The sequence below is a fragment of the Arthrobacter sp. Z4-13 genome (assembly GCF_054792705.1).
In genome coordinates, this window is sequence record NZ_CP096459.1 from 2,540,934 (window position 1) to 2,559,668 (window position 18,735).

General features: G+C 65.0%; 16 protein-coding genes. 8 read left to right on the forward strand and 8 right to left on the reverse strand.

Annotated elements, in window-relative coordinates:
• Window positions 1–130: 130 nt before the first annotated feature.
• Complete coding sequence (locus M1E07_RS13460; RefSeq protein WP_045729765.1) at window positions 131–346, forward strand: helix-turn-helix domain-containing protein; 216 nt, start codon at window positions 131–133, stop codon at window positions 344–346.
• A 50-nt stretch (window positions 347–396) separates the two neighbouring features.
• Here the strand turns inward: M1E07_RS13460 and M1E07_RS13465 are convergent, their stop codons facing one another.
• Entirely contained in the window at window positions 397–966 is a 570-nt protein-coding gene (locus M1E07_RS13465; RefSeq protein WP_461187173.1) for a hypothetical protein, read from the reverse strand.
• Between the two features lie 139 nt (window positions 967–1,105).
• On the opposite strand from M1E07_RS13465, the gene M1E07_RS13470 reads away from it, so the two are divergent.
• Window positions 1,106–2,038 carry a LysM peptidoglycan-binding domain-containing protein gene (locus tag M1E07_RS13470; RefSeq protein ID WP_461187174.1) on the forward strand — a complete coding sequence of 311 codons (933 nt, stop codon included), beginning with the start codon at window positions 1,106–1,108 and terminating at the stop codon, window positions 2,036–2,038.
• A 60-nt stretch (window positions 2,039–2,098) separates the two neighbouring features.
• A complete protein-coding gene (locus M1E07_RS13475; RefSeq protein WP_461187175.1) occupies window positions 2,099–2,593 on the forward strand; it encodes an Rv3235 family protein in 495 nt (164 codons plus the stop codon).
• A 113-nt stretch (window positions 2,594–2,706) separates the two neighbouring features.
• Here M1E07_RS13475 and secA read toward each other — a convergent pair whose 3' ends face one another.
• The 7 genes from secA to mtrA form a co-directional block, all read right to left on the reverse strand.
• Window positions 2,707–5,451 carry a preprotein translocase subunit SecA gene (gene secA, locus M1E07_RS13480; RefSeq protein ID WP_461187176.1) on the reverse strand — a complete coding sequence of 915 codons (2,745 nt, stop codon included), beginning with the start codon at window positions 5,449–5,451 and terminating at the stop codon, window positions 2,707–2,709.
• A gap of 47 nt (window positions 5,452–5,498) precedes the next feature.
• Window positions 5,499–6,767, reverse strand: a complete 1,269-nt coding sequence (locus M1E07_RS13485; protein ID WP_461187177.1) for a winged helix-turn-helix domain-containing protein — start codon at window positions 6,765–6,767, stop codon at window positions 5,499–5,501.
• 32 nt (window positions 6,768–6,799) lie between these two features.
• Window positions 6,800–7,525, reverse strand: coding sequence for a ribosome hibernation-promoting factor, HPF/YfiA family (gene hpf, locus M1E07_RS13490; RefSeq protein ID WP_461187178.1), 726 nt, complete (start codon window positions 7,523–7,525; stop codon window positions 6,800–6,802).
• Between the two features lie 200 nt (window positions 7,526–7,725).
• Complete coding sequence (locus M1E07_RS13495; protein ID WP_461187179.1) at window positions 7,726–8,595, reverse strand: ComF family protein; 870 nt, start codon at window positions 8,593–8,595, stop codon at window positions 7,726–7,728.
• A 96-nt stretch (window positions 8,596–8,691) separates the two neighbouring features.
• Window positions 8,692–10,410: an LpqB family beta-propeller domain-containing protein gene (locus tag M1E07_RS13500; RefSeq protein WP_461187180.1), complete on the reverse strand. Its 1,719-nt coding sequence runs from the start codon at window positions 10,408–10,410 to the stop codon at window positions 8,692–8,694.
• Window positions 10,407–12,158, reverse strand: coding sequence for an MtrAB system histidine kinase MtrB (gene mtrB / locus M1E07_RS13505; protein WP_461190400.1), 1,752 nt, complete (start codon window positions 12,156–12,158; stop codon window positions 10,407–10,409). The genes M1E07_RS13500 and mtrB overlap by 4 nt, the downstream gene beginning before the upstream one ends.
• Before the next feature lie 136 nt (window positions 12,159–12,294).
• A complete protein-coding gene (mtrA, locus tag M1E07_RS13510; RefSeq protein WP_461187181.1) occupies window positions 12,295–12,969 on the reverse strand; it encodes an MtrAB system response regulator MtrA in 675 nt (224 codons plus the stop codon).
• Between the two features lie 181 nt (window positions 12,970–13,150).
• Between mtrA and M1E07_RS13515 the strand changes: the two genes are divergently transcribed.
• The 5 genes from M1E07_RS13515 to M1E07_RS13535 are packed head-to-tail and all read left to right on the forward strand — an operon-like array spanning window position 13,151 to window position 18,734.
• Window positions 13,151–14,602, forward strand: coding sequence for a DUF7847 domain-containing protein (locus tag M1E07_RS13515; RefSeq protein WP_461187182.1), 1,452 nt, complete (start codon window positions 13,151–13,153; stop codon window positions 14,600–14,602).
• Window positions 14,592–15,257 (forward strand): DUF4129 domain-containing protein, encoded by a 666-nt coding sequence (locus tag M1E07_RS13520; protein ID WP_461187183.1) that lies wholly within the window; start codon window positions 14,592–14,594, stop codon window positions 15,255–15,257. The genes M1E07_RS13515 and M1E07_RS13520 overlap by 11 nt, the downstream gene beginning before the upstream one ends.
• On the forward strand, window positions 15,254–16,453 hold the full coding sequence (locus tag M1E07_RS13525; protein WP_461187184.1) for a DUF4350 domain-containing protein: 1,200 nt from the start codon (window positions 15,254–15,256) through the stop codon (window positions 16,451–16,453). Before M1E07_RS13520 ends, M1E07_RS13525 begins: the two co-directional genes overlap by 4 nt.
• Window positions 16,450–17,442 carry an AAA family ATPase gene (locus M1E07_RS13530; RefSeq protein WP_461187185.1) on the forward strand — a complete coding sequence of 331 codons (993 nt, stop codon included), beginning with the start codon at window positions 16,450–16,452 and terminating at the stop codon, window positions 17,440–17,442. The genes M1E07_RS13525 and M1E07_RS13530 overlap by 4 nt, the downstream gene beginning before the upstream one ends.
• Window positions 17,442–18,734: a DUF58 domain-containing protein gene (locus M1E07_RS13535; protein ID WP_461187186.1), complete on the forward strand. Its 1,293-nt coding sequence runs from the start codon at window positions 17,442–17,444 to the stop codon at window positions 18,732–18,734. Before M1E07_RS13530 ends, M1E07_RS13535 begins: the two co-directional genes overlap by 1 nt.
• Window position 18,735: the final 1 nt, after the last annotated feature.

The following is an 18,735-nucleotide window of genomic DNA, read 5'->3' on the forward strand; positions in this document are numbered from 1 at the left end:
CCGGAACTGCTCGCTGTGTCCGGACTCCTCATTGTTACGGCAGGGACGCCGGAACAAAAGTCATAAGTTCAAACAAGGCCAAATTGTGGATAACAACAACAAACTGCCCGCCCAGTGGCAAAATGGATGTATGCCCAGGTTCCTTACACTCGCAGACGTCGCCGAGCAGCTCCAGATTAATTCTCCGGCTGCTTATGCCCTGGTCCGAAGCGGCGAGCTCAAAGCGATCCAGGTCGGTGGCAGGGGGCAGTGGCGGGTCGAAGAAAAGATGCTTGAGCAGTACATCGAGGAACGGTACGCCGAAGCAAGCCGCATGATCCAGGAATCCAAGTCCAAGTCAGTCTGACTCCCAGGCCTGCCCCTCCGGCCTCGGTCCCGGCCCCCGGTAGCGGCCCTCTAGATCCCGTTGGTCCGTCGCGACCTGATCGCTGCCAGTGCGGCAAAGGGAATGGTGGCAATTTGGCTGACCTGGTGGCTGCGGCGCACTTCGCCCGGGGCGAGGACAGCGAGGTCGAAGTAGTCCCTTCCCACCCGGTCTATGACACCTGCCAGCCGCACCGTACCGCTGGCATTGCCGGTGATAACTGACAGCTCTGCCCGGTCCCTGGCCATGCCGCGCAAGGCGCTGGCGAGCCCAATTCTCCGGCGCACAGAAGACGATTCCGCCAGCGACAGCCGGCCGAGGCCCACGTAGCGCACTGCTGCCGCATACGGAATAAGCAGCTGGTGCTGTTCTTCATCCAGGACGAGTGCGTCTCCACCCGCGTGGGTGAGCGTCCCGGAGAACGACTCCCCGGCGGTCACGTAGACGGTTAGCCGGCAGCCCAAAACCGCGCGCAAGCGATCGGCGAGTTCCAGACCCACCATCTCCGCACGCACCCGCTCATTGACCTCAGCATCAAGATCAATTCGGTCCGCCTCCGCAAATTGGCTTTCGAGGTCCTCAAAGAGTGCATCCCAGCGCATTCGGCCAGCGTAGGGGCCCCGCACGCACAGCGTCAATGACAAGGCCATTTCTCTCCAACGTCTGGACAAAGGAAGACGAAGCAGTGCAAACTGGCCTTACAAACATCAAACGGCATCAAAATGCGTCAAAAGGAGAATAATGACCCCATCAGCAGAACCTGGGCGATGGACCGACGCCATCAGCGCGGCGGCCATACTGCTCCTGGGTTTCCTGCTTTATGCAGCCGGTTTCGGGATTGTGGAGCAATGGCAGGAATCTTCCGCCAAATACCAGGGGCTCCAAGCAGAGCACCTTTTGGGGGCAGCCGCGGCGGCCGCCGGAGCTGCCCTGATGAGCTGGTGGTTCCTTGGACTGCTCTTCGCCGCTGCCACGACTCTGCTCGATCGGAACGGCAAGACCCGCGCGGCAGCCGTAACCCGGAGACTCTCGCCCGCCCTTATGCAGCGGCTGGTGCTCGCTGCACTTTCGATTCAGCTGATAACCGCTCCGGCCGCGAATGCGCACACGGCGTTATCCGGACCGGAATGGATCCCCACTCTGGACCACGTTGCATCGGCTCCGGCGTCTGCCGGGAGCCACAAGAACCAAGGATTGGAGCCGACGCCGGCCGTAGAGGATGCAACGGCGAAAGCTTCCGTGGGCTCAACAGAACCGTCAGCACAACCCGTGGCAGCATCCCCAGAAGAACAGACTAATGCGGCTCCCCCGCCCAGAGCGGAACACAACAGGGCCGAACCCGCTCCAGTTTCAAGGGAGGAGGGCCCTGAGAACGGTGCAGCTCCCCGGTCAGAAATCACCCCGGGCTGGCAGCCGGCTGCCCCAATAACGGGCCCGGGACTGCTGGCAGCTCCTGCAGTACGCGCCGCAGATGACGCTCACGTCGGTGCCGTGACCGTCCTGGCAGGAGACACTCTGTGGGACGTTGCCGCGCACGCGATGGGGACAGATGCCTCGGACGTTGACATCGCAACACAATGGCCCCGGTGGTACGAGGCCAACCGGTCAATTATTGGCCCAAATCCGGACGTGCTGCTCCCGGGACAAATTCTTCAGCCACCCTCCCCAGCATAGGCAGGGCCCCGGCTTCAACCATCCACGCCCTAACGCCAACCACTAACCAAGGGGAAAGCAATGCCCGCAGCCACGCCTATCCGAGCCCTCGAAGCGCCAGGGCGGGAGGGTAACCCACCGCCCCGGCGGATTCCACCGCATCCTCCAGCCAGGACTTCCCCTCCAGCCCATACAGGTGTGCCCCCGGTTTTGCGTCCGGTCGATGAGTTAGCGGAGGTAAAGGCGGTCACCCGTGGTACGGTCCAGGCAGCCATGGAAGTGCTCGCCGGAATCCGCCCCGTCCACCAGCTGGCACGGCGGCTTGATCCACGATGCCTGGCGGCGCTGCAGCACCGCGCATGCCTGATCCGGCGCGAACTCACCCGCACCGGCAACCCTGCCCTGGCACGGCTGCACCGGAATTCCATCGTCCGCTCGGTCCGCGTTTGCGAAGTGGCGGACGGAATTTTTGAAGCCAGTGCAGTTGTGGTGGACGATGTCCGCGCCCGTGCTGTGGCCGTCCGGCTTGAGCGGGGCAAGCAGGTGTGGCGGGTGACTGAGCTTGTCATCGGCTGACGGAAGAGCATCGATGGGGCCGCGCAGACTGATTCAGCAGGAGACGGAGACAGGGCCGGGAAACAACGCCCCGGCCCTGCTCTGGCTTCAATTAACAGCGCATACGGAACGCGTCAGCGCCTCTTCTTCTTGGCCTGCCGGCTGGCCGCGTCCTGGGCCGCCGCCTTGGCAGGATTTCCTGAGCGGCCGGCGGAGGACCGGGTTTCCACCCGGGTCTGTGTGCCGCCGTCTTCGCGGGGAGCCGTGTACTGCAGTTGGGCAGGCTGGGCCGGTGTTTCCAGCCCGGCTGCCCGTACCTGCGGCTCCACGTGTTCGGTGTGTCCACCCTCATCGTCAGTCACAACGACGTCCTGGGCAGGGGTGACTTCCACTTCGAGGTTGAAGAGGAACCCTACGCTCTCCTCCCGGATAGCCTCCATCATGCTCTGGAACAGGGTGAAGCCCTCACGCTGGTACTCAACGAGAGGATCACGCTGTGCCATCGCACGCAGGCCGATCCCTTCCTTGAGGTAGTCCATCTCGTAAAGGTGTTCCTGCCATTTGCGTCCGATGACTGACAGGACAACGCGGCGCTCCAGCTCACGCATGCTTTCGGACCCGATGGCTTCTTCCCGGGCCTGGTACACCAGGCGGGCGTCGGACAGCAGCTCCTCCTTGAGGAGCTCAACCGTAAGCCTGGACTTTCCGCCGGCTTCCTCGATGATTTCGTCGGCCGTGACGCTGACCGGGTACAAGGTTTTGAGGTTGGTCCAGAGCTGGTTGAAGTCCCAGTCGTCGCCGTTGCCCTCGGCTGTGGCAGCATCTATCAGGGCGGTGATCGTGTCCTCCACGAAGTACTGCACCTTTTCATGCAGGTCATCGCCTTCGAGGATCCGCCGGCGGTCACCATAGATGGCCTCGCGCTGGCGGTTCAGAACGTCGTCGTACTTCAGAACGTTCTTGCGCTGTTCGGCGTTACGGCCCTCTACCTGGCCCTGCGCCGAAGCGATGGCACGGGATACGAGCTTTGATTCCAGCGCGACGTCGTCCGGCACCGAGCTGTTCATCAGGCGCTCCGCCGCACCGGAGTTGAAGAGCCGCATGAGGTCGTCAGTCAGCGAAAGGTAGAAACGGGATTCGCCCGGGTCGCCCTGGCGGCCGGAACGGCCGCGGAGCTGGTTGTCGATGCGGCGCGACTCGTGCCGTTCGGTGCCCAGCACGTAAAGGCCGCCCAGATTGAGGACTTCCTCGTGCTCGTCCTTGACGGACTGCTTGGCAGCTTCAAGGGCGGCAGGCCAGGCGGACTCGTACTCTTCGGAGTTCTCTTCCGGATCCAGCCCGCGCTTGGCAAGCTCGGCTACGGCAGTGAACTCTGCGTTGCCGCCGAGCATAATGTCCGTACCGCGGCCTGCCATGTTGGTTGCCACGGTGACTGCGCCCTTCCGGCCGGCCTGCGCCACGATGGCTGCTTCCCGAGCGTGGTTTTTCGCGTTCAGGACTTCGTGGCGAATTCCCTCCTTGGCAAGGAGCCGGGACAGGTATTCGCTCTTTTCCACGCTCGTGGTGCCCACCAGGACCGGCTGGCCCTCTTCGTGCCGTTCGGCGATGTCCTTCACCACGGCGTCGAACTTGACGGTCTCGTTCTTGAAGACCAGGTCCGACTGGTCGAGCCGCTGCATGTCGCGGTTGGTGGGAATGGCGACCACACCGAGCTTGTAGGTGCCCATGAATTCCGCTGCTTCTGTTTCGGCAGTTCCGGTCATGCCCGAGAGTTTGCCGTACATACGGAAGTAGTTCTGCAGGGTCACGGTGGCCAGGGTCTGGTTCTCGGCCTTGATCTCCACGCCTTCTTTGGCTTCGATAGCCTGGTGCATGCCCTCGTTGTAGCGGCGCCCGGCGAGGATGCGGCCGGTGTGCTCGTCAACAATCAGGACTTCGCCGTCCAGGATGACGTAGTCCTTGTCCCGCTTGAACAGTTCCTTGGCCTTGATGGCGTTGTTCAGGAATCCGATGAGGGGCGTGTTGGCGGATTCGTAGAGGTTCTGGATACCGAGGTAGTCCTCGACCTTTTCGATGCCGCTTTCCAGGACACCAACGGTGCGCTTCTTTTCGTCGACCTCGTAGTCCTTTTCCGGCTGCAGACGCAGGACCACCTTGGCGAATTCGCTGTACCAGCGGTTGGTGTCGCCCTGGGCGGGACCGGAAATAATCAGCGGGGTACGGGCCTCATCGATGAGGATGGAGTCAACTTCGTCAACGATGGCGAAGTTGTGGCCACGCTGGACCAGTTCGGACTTGTCCCAGGCCATGTTGTCGCGGAGGTAGTCGAAACCGAACTCGTTGTTGGTGCCGTAGGTGATGTCCGAGGCGTACTGGTGGCGCCGCACGGCCGGGTCCTGGTTGGCGAGGATGCAGCCGCTGGTCAGGCCGAGGAAACGGTAAACGCGGCCCATGAGGTCGGACTGGTATTCGGCCAGGTAGTCATTAACGGTGATGACGTGGACACCTTTGCCGGTGAGCGCATTGAGGTAGGCAGGAGCAGTTGCCACCAGGGTTTTGCCTTCACCGGTCTTCATTTCCGCGATGTTGCCCAGGTGAAGGGCTGCGCCGCCCATCAGCTGGACGTCGAAGTGGCGCATGCCCAGGGTCCGTGCGGATGCTTCCCGGACTGCGGCGAAGGCCTCAGGAAGGAGGTCGTCAAGCTTCTCTCCCCCGTCCTGGTGGCGTTCGCGCAGCCGGTCCGTTTCTTCGCGGAGTTCGGCGTCCGTGAAGGTCTTGAACGAATCTTCCAGGGCGTTGATGGAGTCGGCATAGTTCCGCAGTTGCCTGAGCGTTTTTTTATCGCCGGTACGGAGAAGTTTTTCGATGAGTGATGCCACGTGAAGATGCTCCCAGTCTTATGCCGCCGAATTCTGGCGTTTTTAGTCTACGGGAGAGACACCGCCCCGCGGCCTCTTTGTTCCCTGAGAGCGGATACGGGCTGAGTGGCGGCAATGGCCTCCGCGAGGGCCCCGGCCAGATCGCCGCGGGAACCCACCTCCACCTCAGGAAGTCCCAGCCATTCCGCCATCAACCGAAGCTCCGCGGCGAGTTCGACGGCGGTGTCCGCCGGGGCGGCGGGCTCGGCGAAGGCCGATTTAGCCAACAGTCGCCCACCTGCGCGGTCAGCCTTCAGGTCCACCCGGGCCACAATCCTGTCCCTGAGGAGGAAAGGAAGGACGTAGTACCCATAGCGCCTCTTGTGCTCCGGGGTGTAGATCTCAATTCGGTAGTGGAAGCCGAAAAGTTCCTCCAACCGGCGGCGTTCAAAGACCAGGGAATCAAACGGGCTCAGCAGGGCGCGGCCGGCCACGCTGCGCGGAAGCGTGGCTTCGACGTGACGGAACACTTCACGGTTCCAGCCGGCCACGGTCACACGCTCCAGCCTCCCGCAGTCCACCAGATGTTCCACCGATTCGGCCGCAGCCTTGGCCGGGGTGCGGAAATAGTCGGCAAAACAGCGCACGGTTCCGATGCCGTGCGCCTGGGCGGCCGCATCAATAAGGCGGTGCAGCGCAGGGGCGGGATCCGGTTCACCGGAACCTGTAAGGGGCACGTTCGGCAGCACCCTGGTGGTCAACGCGTACTTGCGCTCGAACTGCTCGGTCCTGGAGGCTGCCGAAACCAGGCCCTCCTCGAACAGGTGTTCCAGGACCCGCTTGACCGCGCTCCAGTTCCAGCCCCAGTTGGCCGCCTGCTTTTCCTCGACGTGACCGATCCTCGCAGCGATTTGGGCAGCAGTCATGGGGCGTGCGGAAGTGAGCGTTTCCAGGATCCTGGCGGATATGGTGGCGCGCAGGTCCGGGTCCATGCCGGCGGCGCCTACCCAGGCCCTTTTTTGCCAGAGGCGAAGATCGGGAAAGTGCTCGGGGCGGATATAGCTGGCTTCGTGCGCCCAGTACTCCACCATGCGCCGCGGATGGGTACCGGACATCCGCTGGAGGATGGTGCGGTCGTAGTTCCCCAGCCGTGAGAAGAAGGGGAGAAAGTGACTCCTGGCCAGAACGTTGACGGAATCAATCTGGACGAGCTGGAGCCGGGCAAAGGTGCGGCCCACCGTCCGTGATGTCACGGGGCCGGTGGGCCGTCCTTTGTCGAGTCCCTGTGCCGCCAGAGCAATCCGCCGGGCCTGGTCCAGGCTCAGCGTCGCTGGCACATCAGTCCTCTCTGTGGATGGTGTTCACCACCCTAGGCGTTGGCTGCTGCGTCGTCCGAACGGTACGCAATAATTTTTTCTTCGACCACTGAGTCACCCGGTTCGCACTCGTGGTCCAGGGTGATGACCCCATAGGTCCAGCCGCGGCGCCGGTAAACGACGGACGGCGTATTCGTAGCCTTATCCACGAAAAGGTAGAAATCATGGCCGACGAGTTCCATGTTGTCGACGGCGTCGTCCAGGGAAAGTTGGGCGGCCGGGAAGACCTTGCGCCGGATCAGGACGGGGGAATCGCCGGCCGGGATGTCGTTGTCGACATCATAGGGGGACGTCTCTGCAGGGGCCTCCGCGGTTTCGTTCCGGTGGCTCGCCTCTACATAGAGGGGTTCGTGAGCGCTTGCGGGCTCCAGCGTGGCGGTTGCTTCACGAACAGCTTTCGGCGTGTGCCTGCCGTGATGGACCTTCTTGCGGTCCTTTGCGCGGCGGAGCCGCTCAAGCAGCTTGTTGTACGCGAGGTCGAATGCAGCGAATTTGTCAGCGGCGCTTGCTTCGGCACGGATTACCGGTCCCCTGCCCAGTACTGTCACCTCGACTGTCAACTGGTCGCCGGTCTGCCGGGAGCTGGTCTCCTTGGAAACCTTTGCATCGACCCGCTGGACTTTGTCTCCCAGCGACTCGATCTTCGAGATCTTCTCCCCGGCATATTCGCGGAATCGGTCTGAAACTGTCAGATTTCGTCCGCTGATCATAAACTCCATGGTGCCCTCCAAATGACTTCGGTGACACGACGGCAGCACTTCGCTGGGCCGATCTGATTGACAGTCAAGCCCCTCTCCGAGCCGCCATCGAAAGGTACATTCTGTTCTTGGTACCCACCACCGACGTTAGTTCATAGCCACATGTTATTCATCCTTTCCTGGTTTATTTTTTTCTAAGTCATACGCCCTTCCCCCGGGGTTCAGGGGGTTACAGTGCCGGGGCCCGAAGAGTCGGGCGGGCGTGTCGCGGCCAGGACTACAGCACCGGTCACCACCGCCCCTGCAAGGTGCAGTGCGCGCGCTGCTTCCGCGAGTGTTGCACCGGTGGTAAGGACATCATCGATGATGATGCAGCGTTTTCCGGCCACCCTTTTCCGCCCTCGCCGGCGGACCCGCATGGAGCCCCGTACGCGCTTGGCGCGGCCGCCGCGGTCCAGGCCTTTTTGGCCTCCGGGCAGCTGCAGGCCGCCTGATGCGGTCTTTTCCAGCACGTCCTGCACAGCGAGATCCGGCAATTGCCGTGACACCTCACGCAGCAGTACGTGGACCGGGCTGAAACCGCGCTTCAGGAAGGCCGCATTGCTGCTGGGCACCGGAACCAGGCAACTGACCTCCGTTCCCGGTGATGCCGAACGGACACCGCCGGCGAGCGCCCGGCCCAGGCTGCTCCTGAGCTGATACTGGCCGTGCCGCTTAAAGGAGAGGAGGGCCTGCGCGAGCTCTTCCCTGTACACACCGGCGGCCACCACCGGCAGCAGCACCGTCCCGCCAACGTCCATCAGGGCAGGTGCTCCGCTTTCTGCCCGGAAGGGGTCACGCGTAAGCCGGCGGATGTGGCGGCCGCACTGCATGCAGAGGGCCCGGTCTTCGGATCCACAGCATACGCAGTCCACCGGAACAGCAAGCGCAAGGAGGTCTGCCGCAGCTCCGGCTGCCTGGTCTGTCAGGCGCAGGAGGGCGCTCTGATACTGGGAGCGGTGTGTGGCGGACCGTTCCGCTGCGGGTAGAAGGTCCGGGTCGGGCCGTACCCTTCTCCCCGTTCCGGCTTTAGCGTTGGATATGTTCCCCACCCGGACAAGCTTCTCCCCTCAGCCCCTCTGAGGCCAGGCCGCACCCGCCTATGTGGACAAACGCGTGTTTGGACAATGCGGGACCGGGCTACGGCATCAGCCGGGGAACGACGGGTCGATGGGACCCTTGATCTGCGGGGACCAGCCGTTCCCAAGCCGCTGAAAAACACCCTCGGCGGACTGCGCGTAGATCTCTTCCGCACCGTTGCCGGCGCTGAGCGCCACGAGGCCGGGCCACGGGGCAAGCTGCTGGGGCTGTCCCGAAGTGAGGGAGAGCAGCTCCGGCGTAACGTTTGACGCCGCAGCCCCCTTCATCACGGCAACGGTGGTGTCGCTGACCCACACGCCCTGGTCCGGCTCGCTGTCGGTAGCCAAGGTGACAGGCGGTGTCAGCTCCCGGGGTGTTCCGTCCCCGCCCCGGATAATGCCCGTCACCTGCACGCGGGTCTTCCCGTTCTGTTCGCTAATCACCAGCGCACGCACTCCTTCGCGCGAAATCCGGAAGTCCTTGACGGTTCGTCCGGCCAGCCAGGCAGGCGCCAGGGTTACCGACGGAACGTTGGCCCCCTCGGCCACTCCGGTGGGAAGGTAGGCAACAACCTCAGTTCCTCCTTCAGCTCCCGGTCCCGCTGACCACACCCAATCATTCAGGCCGAAGGACGGCCTGGTGAGCGTGCTCCGCCTGGTCAGTTCCCGTGCCGGCTGGCCGGGATTGATGCTGTAAAGGGTGGTACGGCTGGCGTTGAGGAAGGCCACGGTCTGCGATACCTGGGACTCTGCGGGGAACCGCGGCTTGAGGGAAGACACCGGCTGCATATCCGGCAGCGGTGACACCCTGTTGTTCTCGTAGCGCACCAGCTCGTTGCCGCTGACCGCGATCTGGCGCGACGGCACGCTCTTGTCCAGCACCGGCGGCAGGACCGAGCCGCTGTCCTCCACCCGGACCAGGTCCTGATTGGCACGCAGTTCAACGTTGACCACATCCGGCTGGCTGCGGAAGGTCAGGGTCAGCTGCATCTGCATGCGCAGGCGGTCTTCGGGCGAGGTTTCGGTAAGTTCTTTGGCCGTCAGGTCCACCTGCGCCGCCCCTGACACAACCGGCACCGACTCGCGGGCCAGCTTTATCCCGGAAGGAAAAGCACTCACCACTGCACCACGCAGGTACGGGGCGGGCCCGGCCAGGAGCGCACTGGTCATCGCCTTGACGGTCTTGTTCCTGATGAACCAGCGCACATCCGGTACCGCGTACGTGAAGCTGGGGTCATAAAAATAGATGGGGTAGGCGCCGTAGATCACTTTGAACGTCTCTTCAGCGATGGCTGTACCGTCCGGAAGGGCGGAGATGCGCCATTCCCCGTCCACCTGGGTGAGCGTTACAGGGATTTTCTCGACGGTACCTTCCGGTGACTGGGTGGCGATGCCGTCCGCATCGACGGAATATGCGACGTCGAGCTCGTAGTTGTAGACATTCTCGGCGCCCGCGGCCACCACCCTCGCTTCCCGGTAGACGAGCGCACGCTGGTCCGGCTTCCAGGAGACGGAGGACGCCTGGGTCAGATACTGCCGCGCGACGGCGTAGTCGTCCTCGTAACCGCTGCCGGCCCGATAAAAGTAATCAATGATGGTTTCGGGCGACGCGCCGTCCTGCGGCGCCGCCGGCAGGAAGACGGGCGCGCTGAGGTTGCCCGCGCTTCCCTCGCTGCTTTTGCCCACCGGCCCGGACGTGGGAATGCGGGCGCAGCCGCCCAGCAGGACCACCAGCAGGACCAGCAGTACAGCCACGGGCATGGCCCGGCGCGGGGCATGGCCCGTCATGTAGTCTCCTTCGAGGTCGACGCCGGAGCAAGCGGCGCGCCGCCGGCTTCCAGCACCAGCATGTTCCGGTTATCCACTTCGCCGGGGATGATGATGTCCTCCGGTTCCAGCTGGACCGGCGACTTATCGATTTCCTCGCCTTGGCGAAGGGGCAGTGTCAGCCGGAAGTTTGCTCCGCTGCCCTTCTTCCCCCACGCCTGCAGCCAGCCGTTGTGGAGCTTGGTGTCCTCCATGGCAATGGACAAACCGAGCCCGCTGCCTCCGGTGGTGCGGGCACGGGCAGGGTCGGCACGCCAGAACCTGTCAAAGACGCGGGCGGCTTCGGCCGGTGCCATGCCAATGCCATAGTCCCGGACGGCTATTCCGACGGCGGTCCGGCTGGCTGCCACGGTGACGCGCACCGGTTTCCCTTCGCCGTGCTCCACGGCGTTCAGGATGAGGTTGCGCAGGATCCGGTCGAGCCTGCGGGCATCCATTTCCGCAATGACGGCGCCGGGTGGGGCGCTGAGGATAATTTCCGAGCCGTATTCGGCTGCAACCGGCGCCGCGCCTTCAATAACGTGGCCCACCACCTGCAGGATGTCCTCCGGCTCCGCGTCGAGCGTAGCCACGCCGGCGTCGAAACGGGAAATTTCCAGCAGATCAGAGAGGAGGGACTGGAACCGTTCCACCTGGTTGTACAGGAGTTCCGCGGAGCGCTTGTTGATGGGATCGAAGTCTTCCCGGGCGTCATAGAGCACTTCCGCAGCCATCCGGACGGTGGTCAGCGGCGTCCGCAGTTCATGGGATACATCGGATACAAAGCGCTGCTGCATCTGGGACAACGTGGCCAGCTGGGTGATCTGCTCCTGGAGGCTGGCTGCCATGTGGTTAAAGGAGGCGCCAAGGCGGGCCACCTCGTCTTCGCCCCGGACCACCATCCGCTCCTGCAGCTGGCCGGCCGCCAGTTTTTCGGACACCATCGCGGCGTGGCTTACGGGGCTGACGACGTTGCGGGTGACGTACCAGGCGATGGCGCCGATCATCAGGACCAGCACCGCGCCGCCGGCCCACAGCACACTTTGGATCTCGTCGAGCGTCTGCTGGGCGGTGTTGAGATCGTAAATCAGGTACAGCTCATACACGGTGCCGTTGAACGTCACCTTGTTGCCCACCGCGATGCCGGGACGGTCCTCGGTTCCAACCGGAATCACGGTGGAAGCCCAATACTGGTCCTTCCCGGACTCCTGCACGGATTTGCGCAGCTCCGGCGGGATGACGCTGACCGTCAGCTGGTCCGAAGCCCGTGACTCCACCCACCGGTTGCGGGGCTTGGTCTGCTCGGGCACGGCCTCGAAAACATACCTCCGCTGGATGACCGAACCGCGGCCCTCCACTGCGTTGAGGGTGTCATATACCAGGGTGATGACGCTGGACTGATCGGTGACCTGGGCGCCGTCGAACGTGTCCTGGACCTGCTTCACGTTGTAGCGGGTCTCCGACTCGGCCTGGGTCAGCCGCTCCTGGAAGAGGTTGTTGGCGATCTGGTTGGACAGGTACGCGCCCACCGCTGCAAACGAGGTGACCGCGAGGAGCAGCGTGGTGAGAACAGTGCGGAACTGCAGCGAGCGGCGCCACCGCTGGTGCAGGGCCCGCCCTATATAGCGGAGCGCCGGAAGGAACCGCCGGAACCCTGTTCGGACCAGCCGGGCAACGCGAAGACTGACGATCAGGGCGCGGCGCTGCCAGATCCGGGCACGGAAGGACAGCCTCTGGGGGCCGGGCGTTACGGCGTCGGCGTGCTCCGGCGAATTGCGGGGCTCAGGCTTGTCAGGCCCGCCGTCGGGTTCCGGAGAATTTCCCGCCACGGGCACGTTGGCAGCTCCCCCCTGGGGAACCGCGGGGTCAGACCCCTGCTTTGTAGCCGACACCACGCACCGTTAATACAACTTCCGGAGCTTCCGGGTCCTGCTCGATTTTGGACCGGAGGCGCTGGACATGGACATTGACCAGCCGGGTATCGGCGGCATGGCGGTAGCCCCAGACCTGCTCGAGCAACAGTTCGCGGGTGAACACCTGCCATGGTTTGCGGGCAAGGGCCACCAGGAGGTCGAATTCCAAGGGCGTCAGGGAGATCCGCTCGCTGCCCCGGCTCACGGTGTGCCCGGCGACATCAATGGTGATGTCGGCGATCCGCAGGGTTTCCGGGGCTTTTTGGTCGCCAGGCCGAAGCCGCGCGCGAACGCGGGCCACGAGTTCGGCCGGTTTGAACGGCTTGGGCACGTAGTCGTCGGCACCCGATTCCAGGCCGCGGACGACGTCGGACGTGTCCGCCTTGGCAGTGAGCATCACAATGGGCACATCCGACTCCGAGCGGATCTGCCTGCAGACCTCAATGCCGTCCACACCGGGAAGCATAAGGTCCAACAGCACAAGGTCCGGCCGGGATGAGCGGAAAACGTCGAGCGCCTTGGCGCCGTCCGCGCAGAAGACCGGCTCGAAACCGTCATTGCGAAGAACAATCCCGATCATTTCGGCCAGCGCTTCGTCATCGTCTACCACCAGAATGCGTGCCTTCATAGTTATATATTCCCTTATCAGGCAGGCTTTGTCCTGTTCAGGGCGTTGCGGCATGACGGAACGCTAGGTGGCCTGCCTGCCGAACTATAGGCTGGGACCATGCCAGGGCGTTCCCGGTGCCCAGTGAGCTGAGGCCCGGGCACCGGCAGCGGAGGCATTGGTACAGGGGGAAGGAACACGGGTGTCACAACAAGATCCTGGCGCACAGCAGCCCCAGGGCGGAGACCGGCCGGCTGAGGGCGAGGGCGCCCACAGCAAGGACCCGGGTGTCGACGGCGGCCCGAGCGGCAACGGCCGCAGCCAGGACGACGTCGGGCCGGGCTTCGGCCCGAATGCCCAGCCCGCACCCCCTCATAATGCCCAGCCCGAGTGGGGCGCGCCGCCGGCGTGGGGCAGGCAGCCAGGTTGGGGTCCCCCGGCCGCACCAGGACAGCAACCCGAGTGGGGAATACCACCCGCCTGGGGATCCCCGCCAGGGCAGCAGCAGGGCGCACCGCAGGCCCCTTACCAGGCCTCCCCCTACGGTCAGCCCCCGTACGGCCAACAGCCTGCCAGCCAGTACCCCTACGCCCAGCCCCGCTACGTCGCCCCGCCCAAACCGGGCATCGTCCCGCTGCGCCCCCTGATGTTCGGTGAAATCCTGGACGGTTCCTTCCAGACAATCCGGCGGAACGCAAAGGCCATGCTGGGCGCGGCCGTCCTGGCGCAGTCGCTCGCCGCAATTCTGGCCGCCGTGATCACTGCAGTGACAGCCACCTCGTTGGTCTCCTTTGAAGCGTGGGCGGCGAACGCCAGTCCTGCGGACCTTGCCTCACTGGGACTGGGATTTCTGGCCGCCATCCTGGTGGTGGTTGTCCTGACGATCTTTATCTCGGCTGTGCTCCAAGGCGCAATGGTGGTGCCTGTGGCACGGTCCATCCTCAACCGCCCCACAGGGTTCAGGCAGATGTGGCGCCTGGCCCGTTCGCGTGCCTGGACGCTGGTCCGCCTGGCAGCGCTGATGATGGCGGCGGGTATGCTCGCATTCCTGGTGCTGGCCGGGATCGCCGTGGCGCTGGTCGCCAGTATGGAAGGCACCGGCGCCCTCCTGCTCATTCCCTTGGTGCCGGCTTTCATCGCCTTGTTCGTGTGGATCTACACCAAGCTGTTGGTGGCCCCTGCCGCCGTCGTCATCGAAGAACTGGGCGCCGTTGAGGCCCTGCGCCGTTCCTGGTCCTTGACCCGGGCCAACTGGTGGCGGATTTTCGGAATTACCCTGGTGGTGAGCATCATGGTGGGCGTCATCGGGCAGGTGGTGATGATTCCGGTGAGCCTGTTGCCCACCTTCCTGGGCGGAGTCATCTCACCCCATGGCGGCGGGGAACAGGAGATCGCCATTGCCGTAGCGGTCGGGGTGGCCACTGCTGTCCTGGGCGCAGTGGTCGGCGCAATAGGCTACGCGTTCCAAACGTCCGTGATGGCGTTGATCTACATGGATCTTCGGATGCGGAAGGACGGATTGGACATCGCCCTGCTCCGGCTGCTGGAAACGGGTGCAGATCCTGGCGGCATTCCGGGGCGTGGAATTCCTGCAGCCGGGCCTGGCACATTTCCCGGGACAGGCCCCGGAGGAGTCTGGCCGAATGGCCGCTGAACCTCCGGTGCTCCCCGATGCTGCGGAAGCCCGGCGCTGGGCAACAGAGGAACTGGCTAAATCGGAATACCGGGGCGCTGAACCAAGCTGGCTTGACTCGCTGTGGCGCAGTTTCCTGGACTGGCTGCTGTCCCTGGACGGGCCGTCCGGCGGACCGGGTCCGGTACCGGGCCCGGTGATCGGAATCGTCATCGCCGTGATCATCGCCATCGCGGTGATCCTGGCCCGGCCCCGCTTGAACCCTAAGGCCCGGCAGGGCAAGGAAGTCTTCGAGCCGGACAGCGAACTGACAGCTGCGGACTACCGGCAGCGGGCGGAAGCTTCGGCCGCCGCCGGCAAGTGGGGGGACGCCGTCGTCGACCGTTTCCGCGCGCTGGTCCGCTCTGCGGAAGACCGTACTGTACTGGATCCGCAGCCGGGCCGGACCGCTGATGAAGTGGTGCTCGCCCTGTCCATCCCGTTCCCGCCAGAAGCGGCGCGCCTGGACCAGGCCGCCAGGACCTTCGACGCCGTCCACTACGGCAATTGGACTGCCGGCAGCCCCGACTACCAGGCCATAGCAGCCCTCGATCAGGATCTCGAGGCGGCAAGGCCCGCCAGAAGGATCGGTCGGCAGGATGACTTCAGCCAGCAGAATCCGGCGGCGGTGCCATGACCGGCCTGGCCCCCGATGTCGAAGCCACGGAAAGCCACAGTCCCGAAACCGGGCCTGCCCGCCGGAATCCGCTCCGATGGCTCCGCCGGCACCGGGCCGCAGCGGCCTTGGCAGCCGTTGTGGCCGCTGCGCTGGGACTTGTCATCTGGGGACAGCTGGCCCCCAAGGGTGACGGTGTTTCCTTGTCCGTCCATAATGCAGGACCCAATGGGGCACGGGCTCTCAGCGAAATCCTGGGCCGCCACGGAGTGAGCGTCCGGGACTCAGACACGTTCGAAGAGGCAATGACCGCCCTGGCGGGCAGCAACTCCCCCACCCTCCTGCTGTACGACCCTGACGGGTTCCTGGATGATTCCCGGCTGCGGCAGTTGTCCGGCGCAGCGGAGCGTGTAGTGGTTGTTTCGCCCCGGCTGCAGACACTTGCCGCGCTTGACAGCGGGATCAGCCAGGCCGGTGTTGTGCCCGAGGCTGCGTCCATACTGGAGCCCGGCTGTTCCCTGCCGGACGCGGAAGCTGCCGGCGCGGTGTCAGGCGAGTCAGGCTTCGTGTACGACGGCGGGACGTCCTGTTACCGGCCCACTGCGTCCGCCGCCGGGCTGCTTGCCGTAAGCGGCGACGGACACGTTTCGGTCCTAGGCAGCACAGCCATCCTCAGCAACGAACGGCTCAACGAACTGGGCAACGCAGCCCTCGCCATCCGGACCCTGGGCAGCGCGCCGGATTTGGTTTGGTACCTGCCGTCCGTGGCAGACCTTGATACGTCCGGTTCCCCGAAGACGCTCGATGAGCTCGCCCCGGACTGGGCACGTTTCCTTGGCCTCTGGCTTGCCCTGGTGGCACTGGCGGCCATCGCGTGGCGGGGCCGGCGCCATGGGCCGCTGGTGTTCGAGCCGCTGCCGGTGGTGGTCAAGGCCGTGGAGACGGCAGAGGGAAGGGCCCGGCTCTACCACGACTCGCACGCCCTCGACCAGGCGCGGGACAACCTTCGGGCCGGGACGCTGGTGCGGCTGGCCCGGAAGCTGCGGCTGGGGCCAAGCGCCACCGCGGACGGCACGGCGGAAGCCACGGCACGGTTCCTGGAACGGCCGCCCCATGACATCAAACAACTCCTCAACGAGCGTCCGCGCAACGAGGCACGGCTTGTGGTTTGGTCGCAGGAATTGGACACCCTAGAGAAAGAGGTCAATAGCCGATGAGCGAACAAGGCGGCGGCCCGCGCGTCCTTGACAACACCCATGATTCGGCCCGGCAGTCGCTGCTGGACGTGCGCCAGGAGGTGGCAAAGGCCGTGGTGGGGCAGGATGCCACCGTCACCGGCCTGCTGATTGCCCTGCTTTCCCAGGGGCATGTACTGCTGGAAGGGGTGCCGGGTGTAGCCAAGACCCTGCTGGTGCGCGCGCTGTCCGCAGCCCTGAGCCTCGACACCAAACGTGTGCAGTTCACCCCGGACCTGATGCCCGGAGACGTCACCGGGTCGCTGGTGTACGACTCCCACAGTTCCGAGTTCTCGTTCCGGGAGGGGCCGGTGTTCACAAACATCCTGCTGGCCGACGAAATCAACCGGACCCCGCCCAAGACCCAGGCGTCGCTGCTCGAGGCCATGGAGGAGCGGCAGGTCTCGGTGGACGGGGTTTCCCGCCCGCTGCCCTCACCATTCCTCGTGGCTGCCACCCAGAACCCGGTGGAGTACGAGGGCACCTATCCCCTCCCTGAGGCCCAGCTGGACCGGTTCCTGCTCAAGCTCACCATGCCCCTGCCGGAGCGCCGGGATGAGATGGAAGTCATCCGGCGGCACGCGGCCGGCTTCGACCCCCGTGACCTTGCGGCCGCTGGCGTCCGGGCAGTGGCAGGTGCGGCCGACCTGGAGCGGGCCCGGCAGGCGGTGGCCACCATTGCGGTCGAGCCCGGGATCATTGGCTACATCGTGGACCTGGTGCGTGCCACCCGTTCAACGCCCTCGTTCCATTTGGGCGTCTCACCCCGCGGCGCAACGGCGCTGCTGAACACGTCCCGGTCCTGGGCGTGGTTGTCGGGACGGGGTTTTGTCACGCCCGATGACGTCAAGGCGCTGGCCTTGCCCTGCCTTCGGCACCGGGTGGCCCTGCAGCCTGAAGCGCAGATGGACGGGGTCCGGGTGGACGACGTCCTGGCCAGCATCCTCGCGTCCGTACCCGTGCCGCGTTAATGGCCATTTCCGGGCGGTTTGTGCTTTTGGTACTGCTGGGCGTTGTGCCGGTCCTGCTGCTGCCCGGGTGGGGAACTGTCCTCCTCGTGGCCGGCTGCCTGCTGGCCCTGGCCGCCGTGGACCTGCTCCTGGCCGGCTCGCTCCGCCAGGTCCACGTTGTCCGCCGGGAACCCGGCAACGTGGCGCTGCACGGGACCGCGGACTCTGTTGTCACCGTCCGGAATAACGGGCGGCGCAGGTTGCGAGGAAGCCTGCGGGATGCCTGGCAGCCCTCCGCCGGCGCCCGAAATCCCCTTCAGGACATCAACGTTCCGGCGGGAGAGGGCCGGCGGATCGTCGTGCGGCTGCAGCCCGTCCGCCGCGGCGACCTCAAGGCCCCGCACGTCACCGTCCGCTCCTTCGGCCCGTTGCTGCTGGGCGCCCGGCAGCGGACCGTCGACTGCCCCGGGTTACTGCGCGTCCTGCCTCCTTTCAATTCCCGGCGGCACCTGCCGTCCAAACTGCGAAAGCTGCGCGAGCTCGACGGCAAGGCCGCCGTCCAGATCAGGGGCGCCGGTACGGAATTCGATTCCCTGCGTGATTACGTCCGGGGCGACGACGTCCGGTCCATCGACTGGCGGGCGACGGCACGCCGCTCTGCGGTGGTGGTGCGCACCTGGCGGCCGGAACGCGACCGGCGCGTGGTGATGGTTCTGGATACGTCCAGGACGTCGGCAGCAAGGATCGATGACGAGCCGCGCCTTGATACCGGGATGGAAGCAGCACTCCTGCTGGGAGTCCTCGCGGAAAGGGGCGGCGACCGCGTGGACTTCCTGGCCTTTGACCGCCGGATCCGGGCCAGGGCAGGAACGGCCGGCCAGGGTAATCTCCTCGGCCAGCTGGTCCAGGCAATGGCACCCCTGGAGGCGGAACTCATAGAACTCGACTGGCCGGCGATCCCGGGGCAGGTCCGCGCCGTTTCCGCCCACCGGTCGCTGGTGGTGCTGTTGACCTCTTTGGAGGGTGGTGCGCCCGAGGAAGGCCTGATCCCCACTGCGGTGCAACTGGCCCGTCAGCATGTTGTGGTGGTCGCAGCAGTCCGCGACCCCCAGCTGGGGCTGATGCTGCGGGAGCGTGACAGTGTCGCGGGTGTGTTCCGCGCCGCCGCCGCCGAACGCGCCCTTCTGCAGCGCGCAGCAGTAACTGCCGAGCTCCGCCACCACGGCGTGGAGGTGGTTGACGCCGAGCCGCAGGAACTGCCGCCCCAACTGGCTGACATGTACATCAGGCTCAAGGCTGCAGGTAGATTGTGAA

Bases quoted from the DNA above. Each gene is read 5' to 3' on its own strand.
- M1E07_RS13500 (WP_461187180.1), bottom strand. From the start codon at position 10,410: ATGACGGGCCATGCCCCGCGCCGGGCCATGCCCGTGGCTGTACTGCTG.
- M1E07_RS13470 (WP_461187174.1), top strand. From the start codon at position 1,106: ATGACCCCATCAGCAGAACCTGGGCGATGGACCGACGCCATCAGCGCG.
- M1E07_RS13460 (WP_045729765.1), top strand. From the start codon at position 131: ATGCCCAGGTTCCTTACACTCGCAGACGTCGCCGAGCAGCTCCAGATT.
- M1E07_RS13465 (WP_461187173.1), bottom strand. From the start codon at position 966: ATGCGCTGGGATGCACTCTTTGAGGACCTCGAAAGCCAATTTGCGGAG.
- hpf (WP_461187178.1), bottom strand. From the start codon at position 7,525: ATGGAGTTTATGATCAGCGGACGAAATCTGACAGTTTCAGACCGATTC.
- M1E07_RS13525 (WP_461187184.1), top strand. From the start codon at position 15,254: ATGACCGGCCTGGCCCCCGATGTCGAAGCCACGGAAAGCCACAGTCCC.
- M1E07_RS13535 (WP_461187186.1), top strand. From the start codon at position 17,442: ATGGCCATTTCCGGGCGGTTTGTGCTTTTGGTACTGCTGGGCGTTGTG.
- M1E07_RS13530 (WP_461187185.1), top strand. From the start codon at position 16,450: ATGAGCGAACAAGGCGGCGGCCCGCGCGTCCTTGACAACACCCATGAT.
- mtrA (WP_461187181.1), bottom strand. From the start codon at position 12,969: ATGAAGGCACGCATTCTGGTGGTAGACGATGACGAAGCGCTGGCCGAA.
- M1E07_RS13520 (WP_461187183.1), top strand. From the start codon at position 14,592: ATGGCCGCTGAACCTCCGGTGCTCCCCGATGCTGCGGAAGCCCGGCGC.
- M1E07_RS13475 (WP_461187175.1), top strand. From the start codon at position 2,099: ATGCCCGCAGCCACGCCTATCCGAGCCCTCGAAGCGCCAGGGCGGGAG.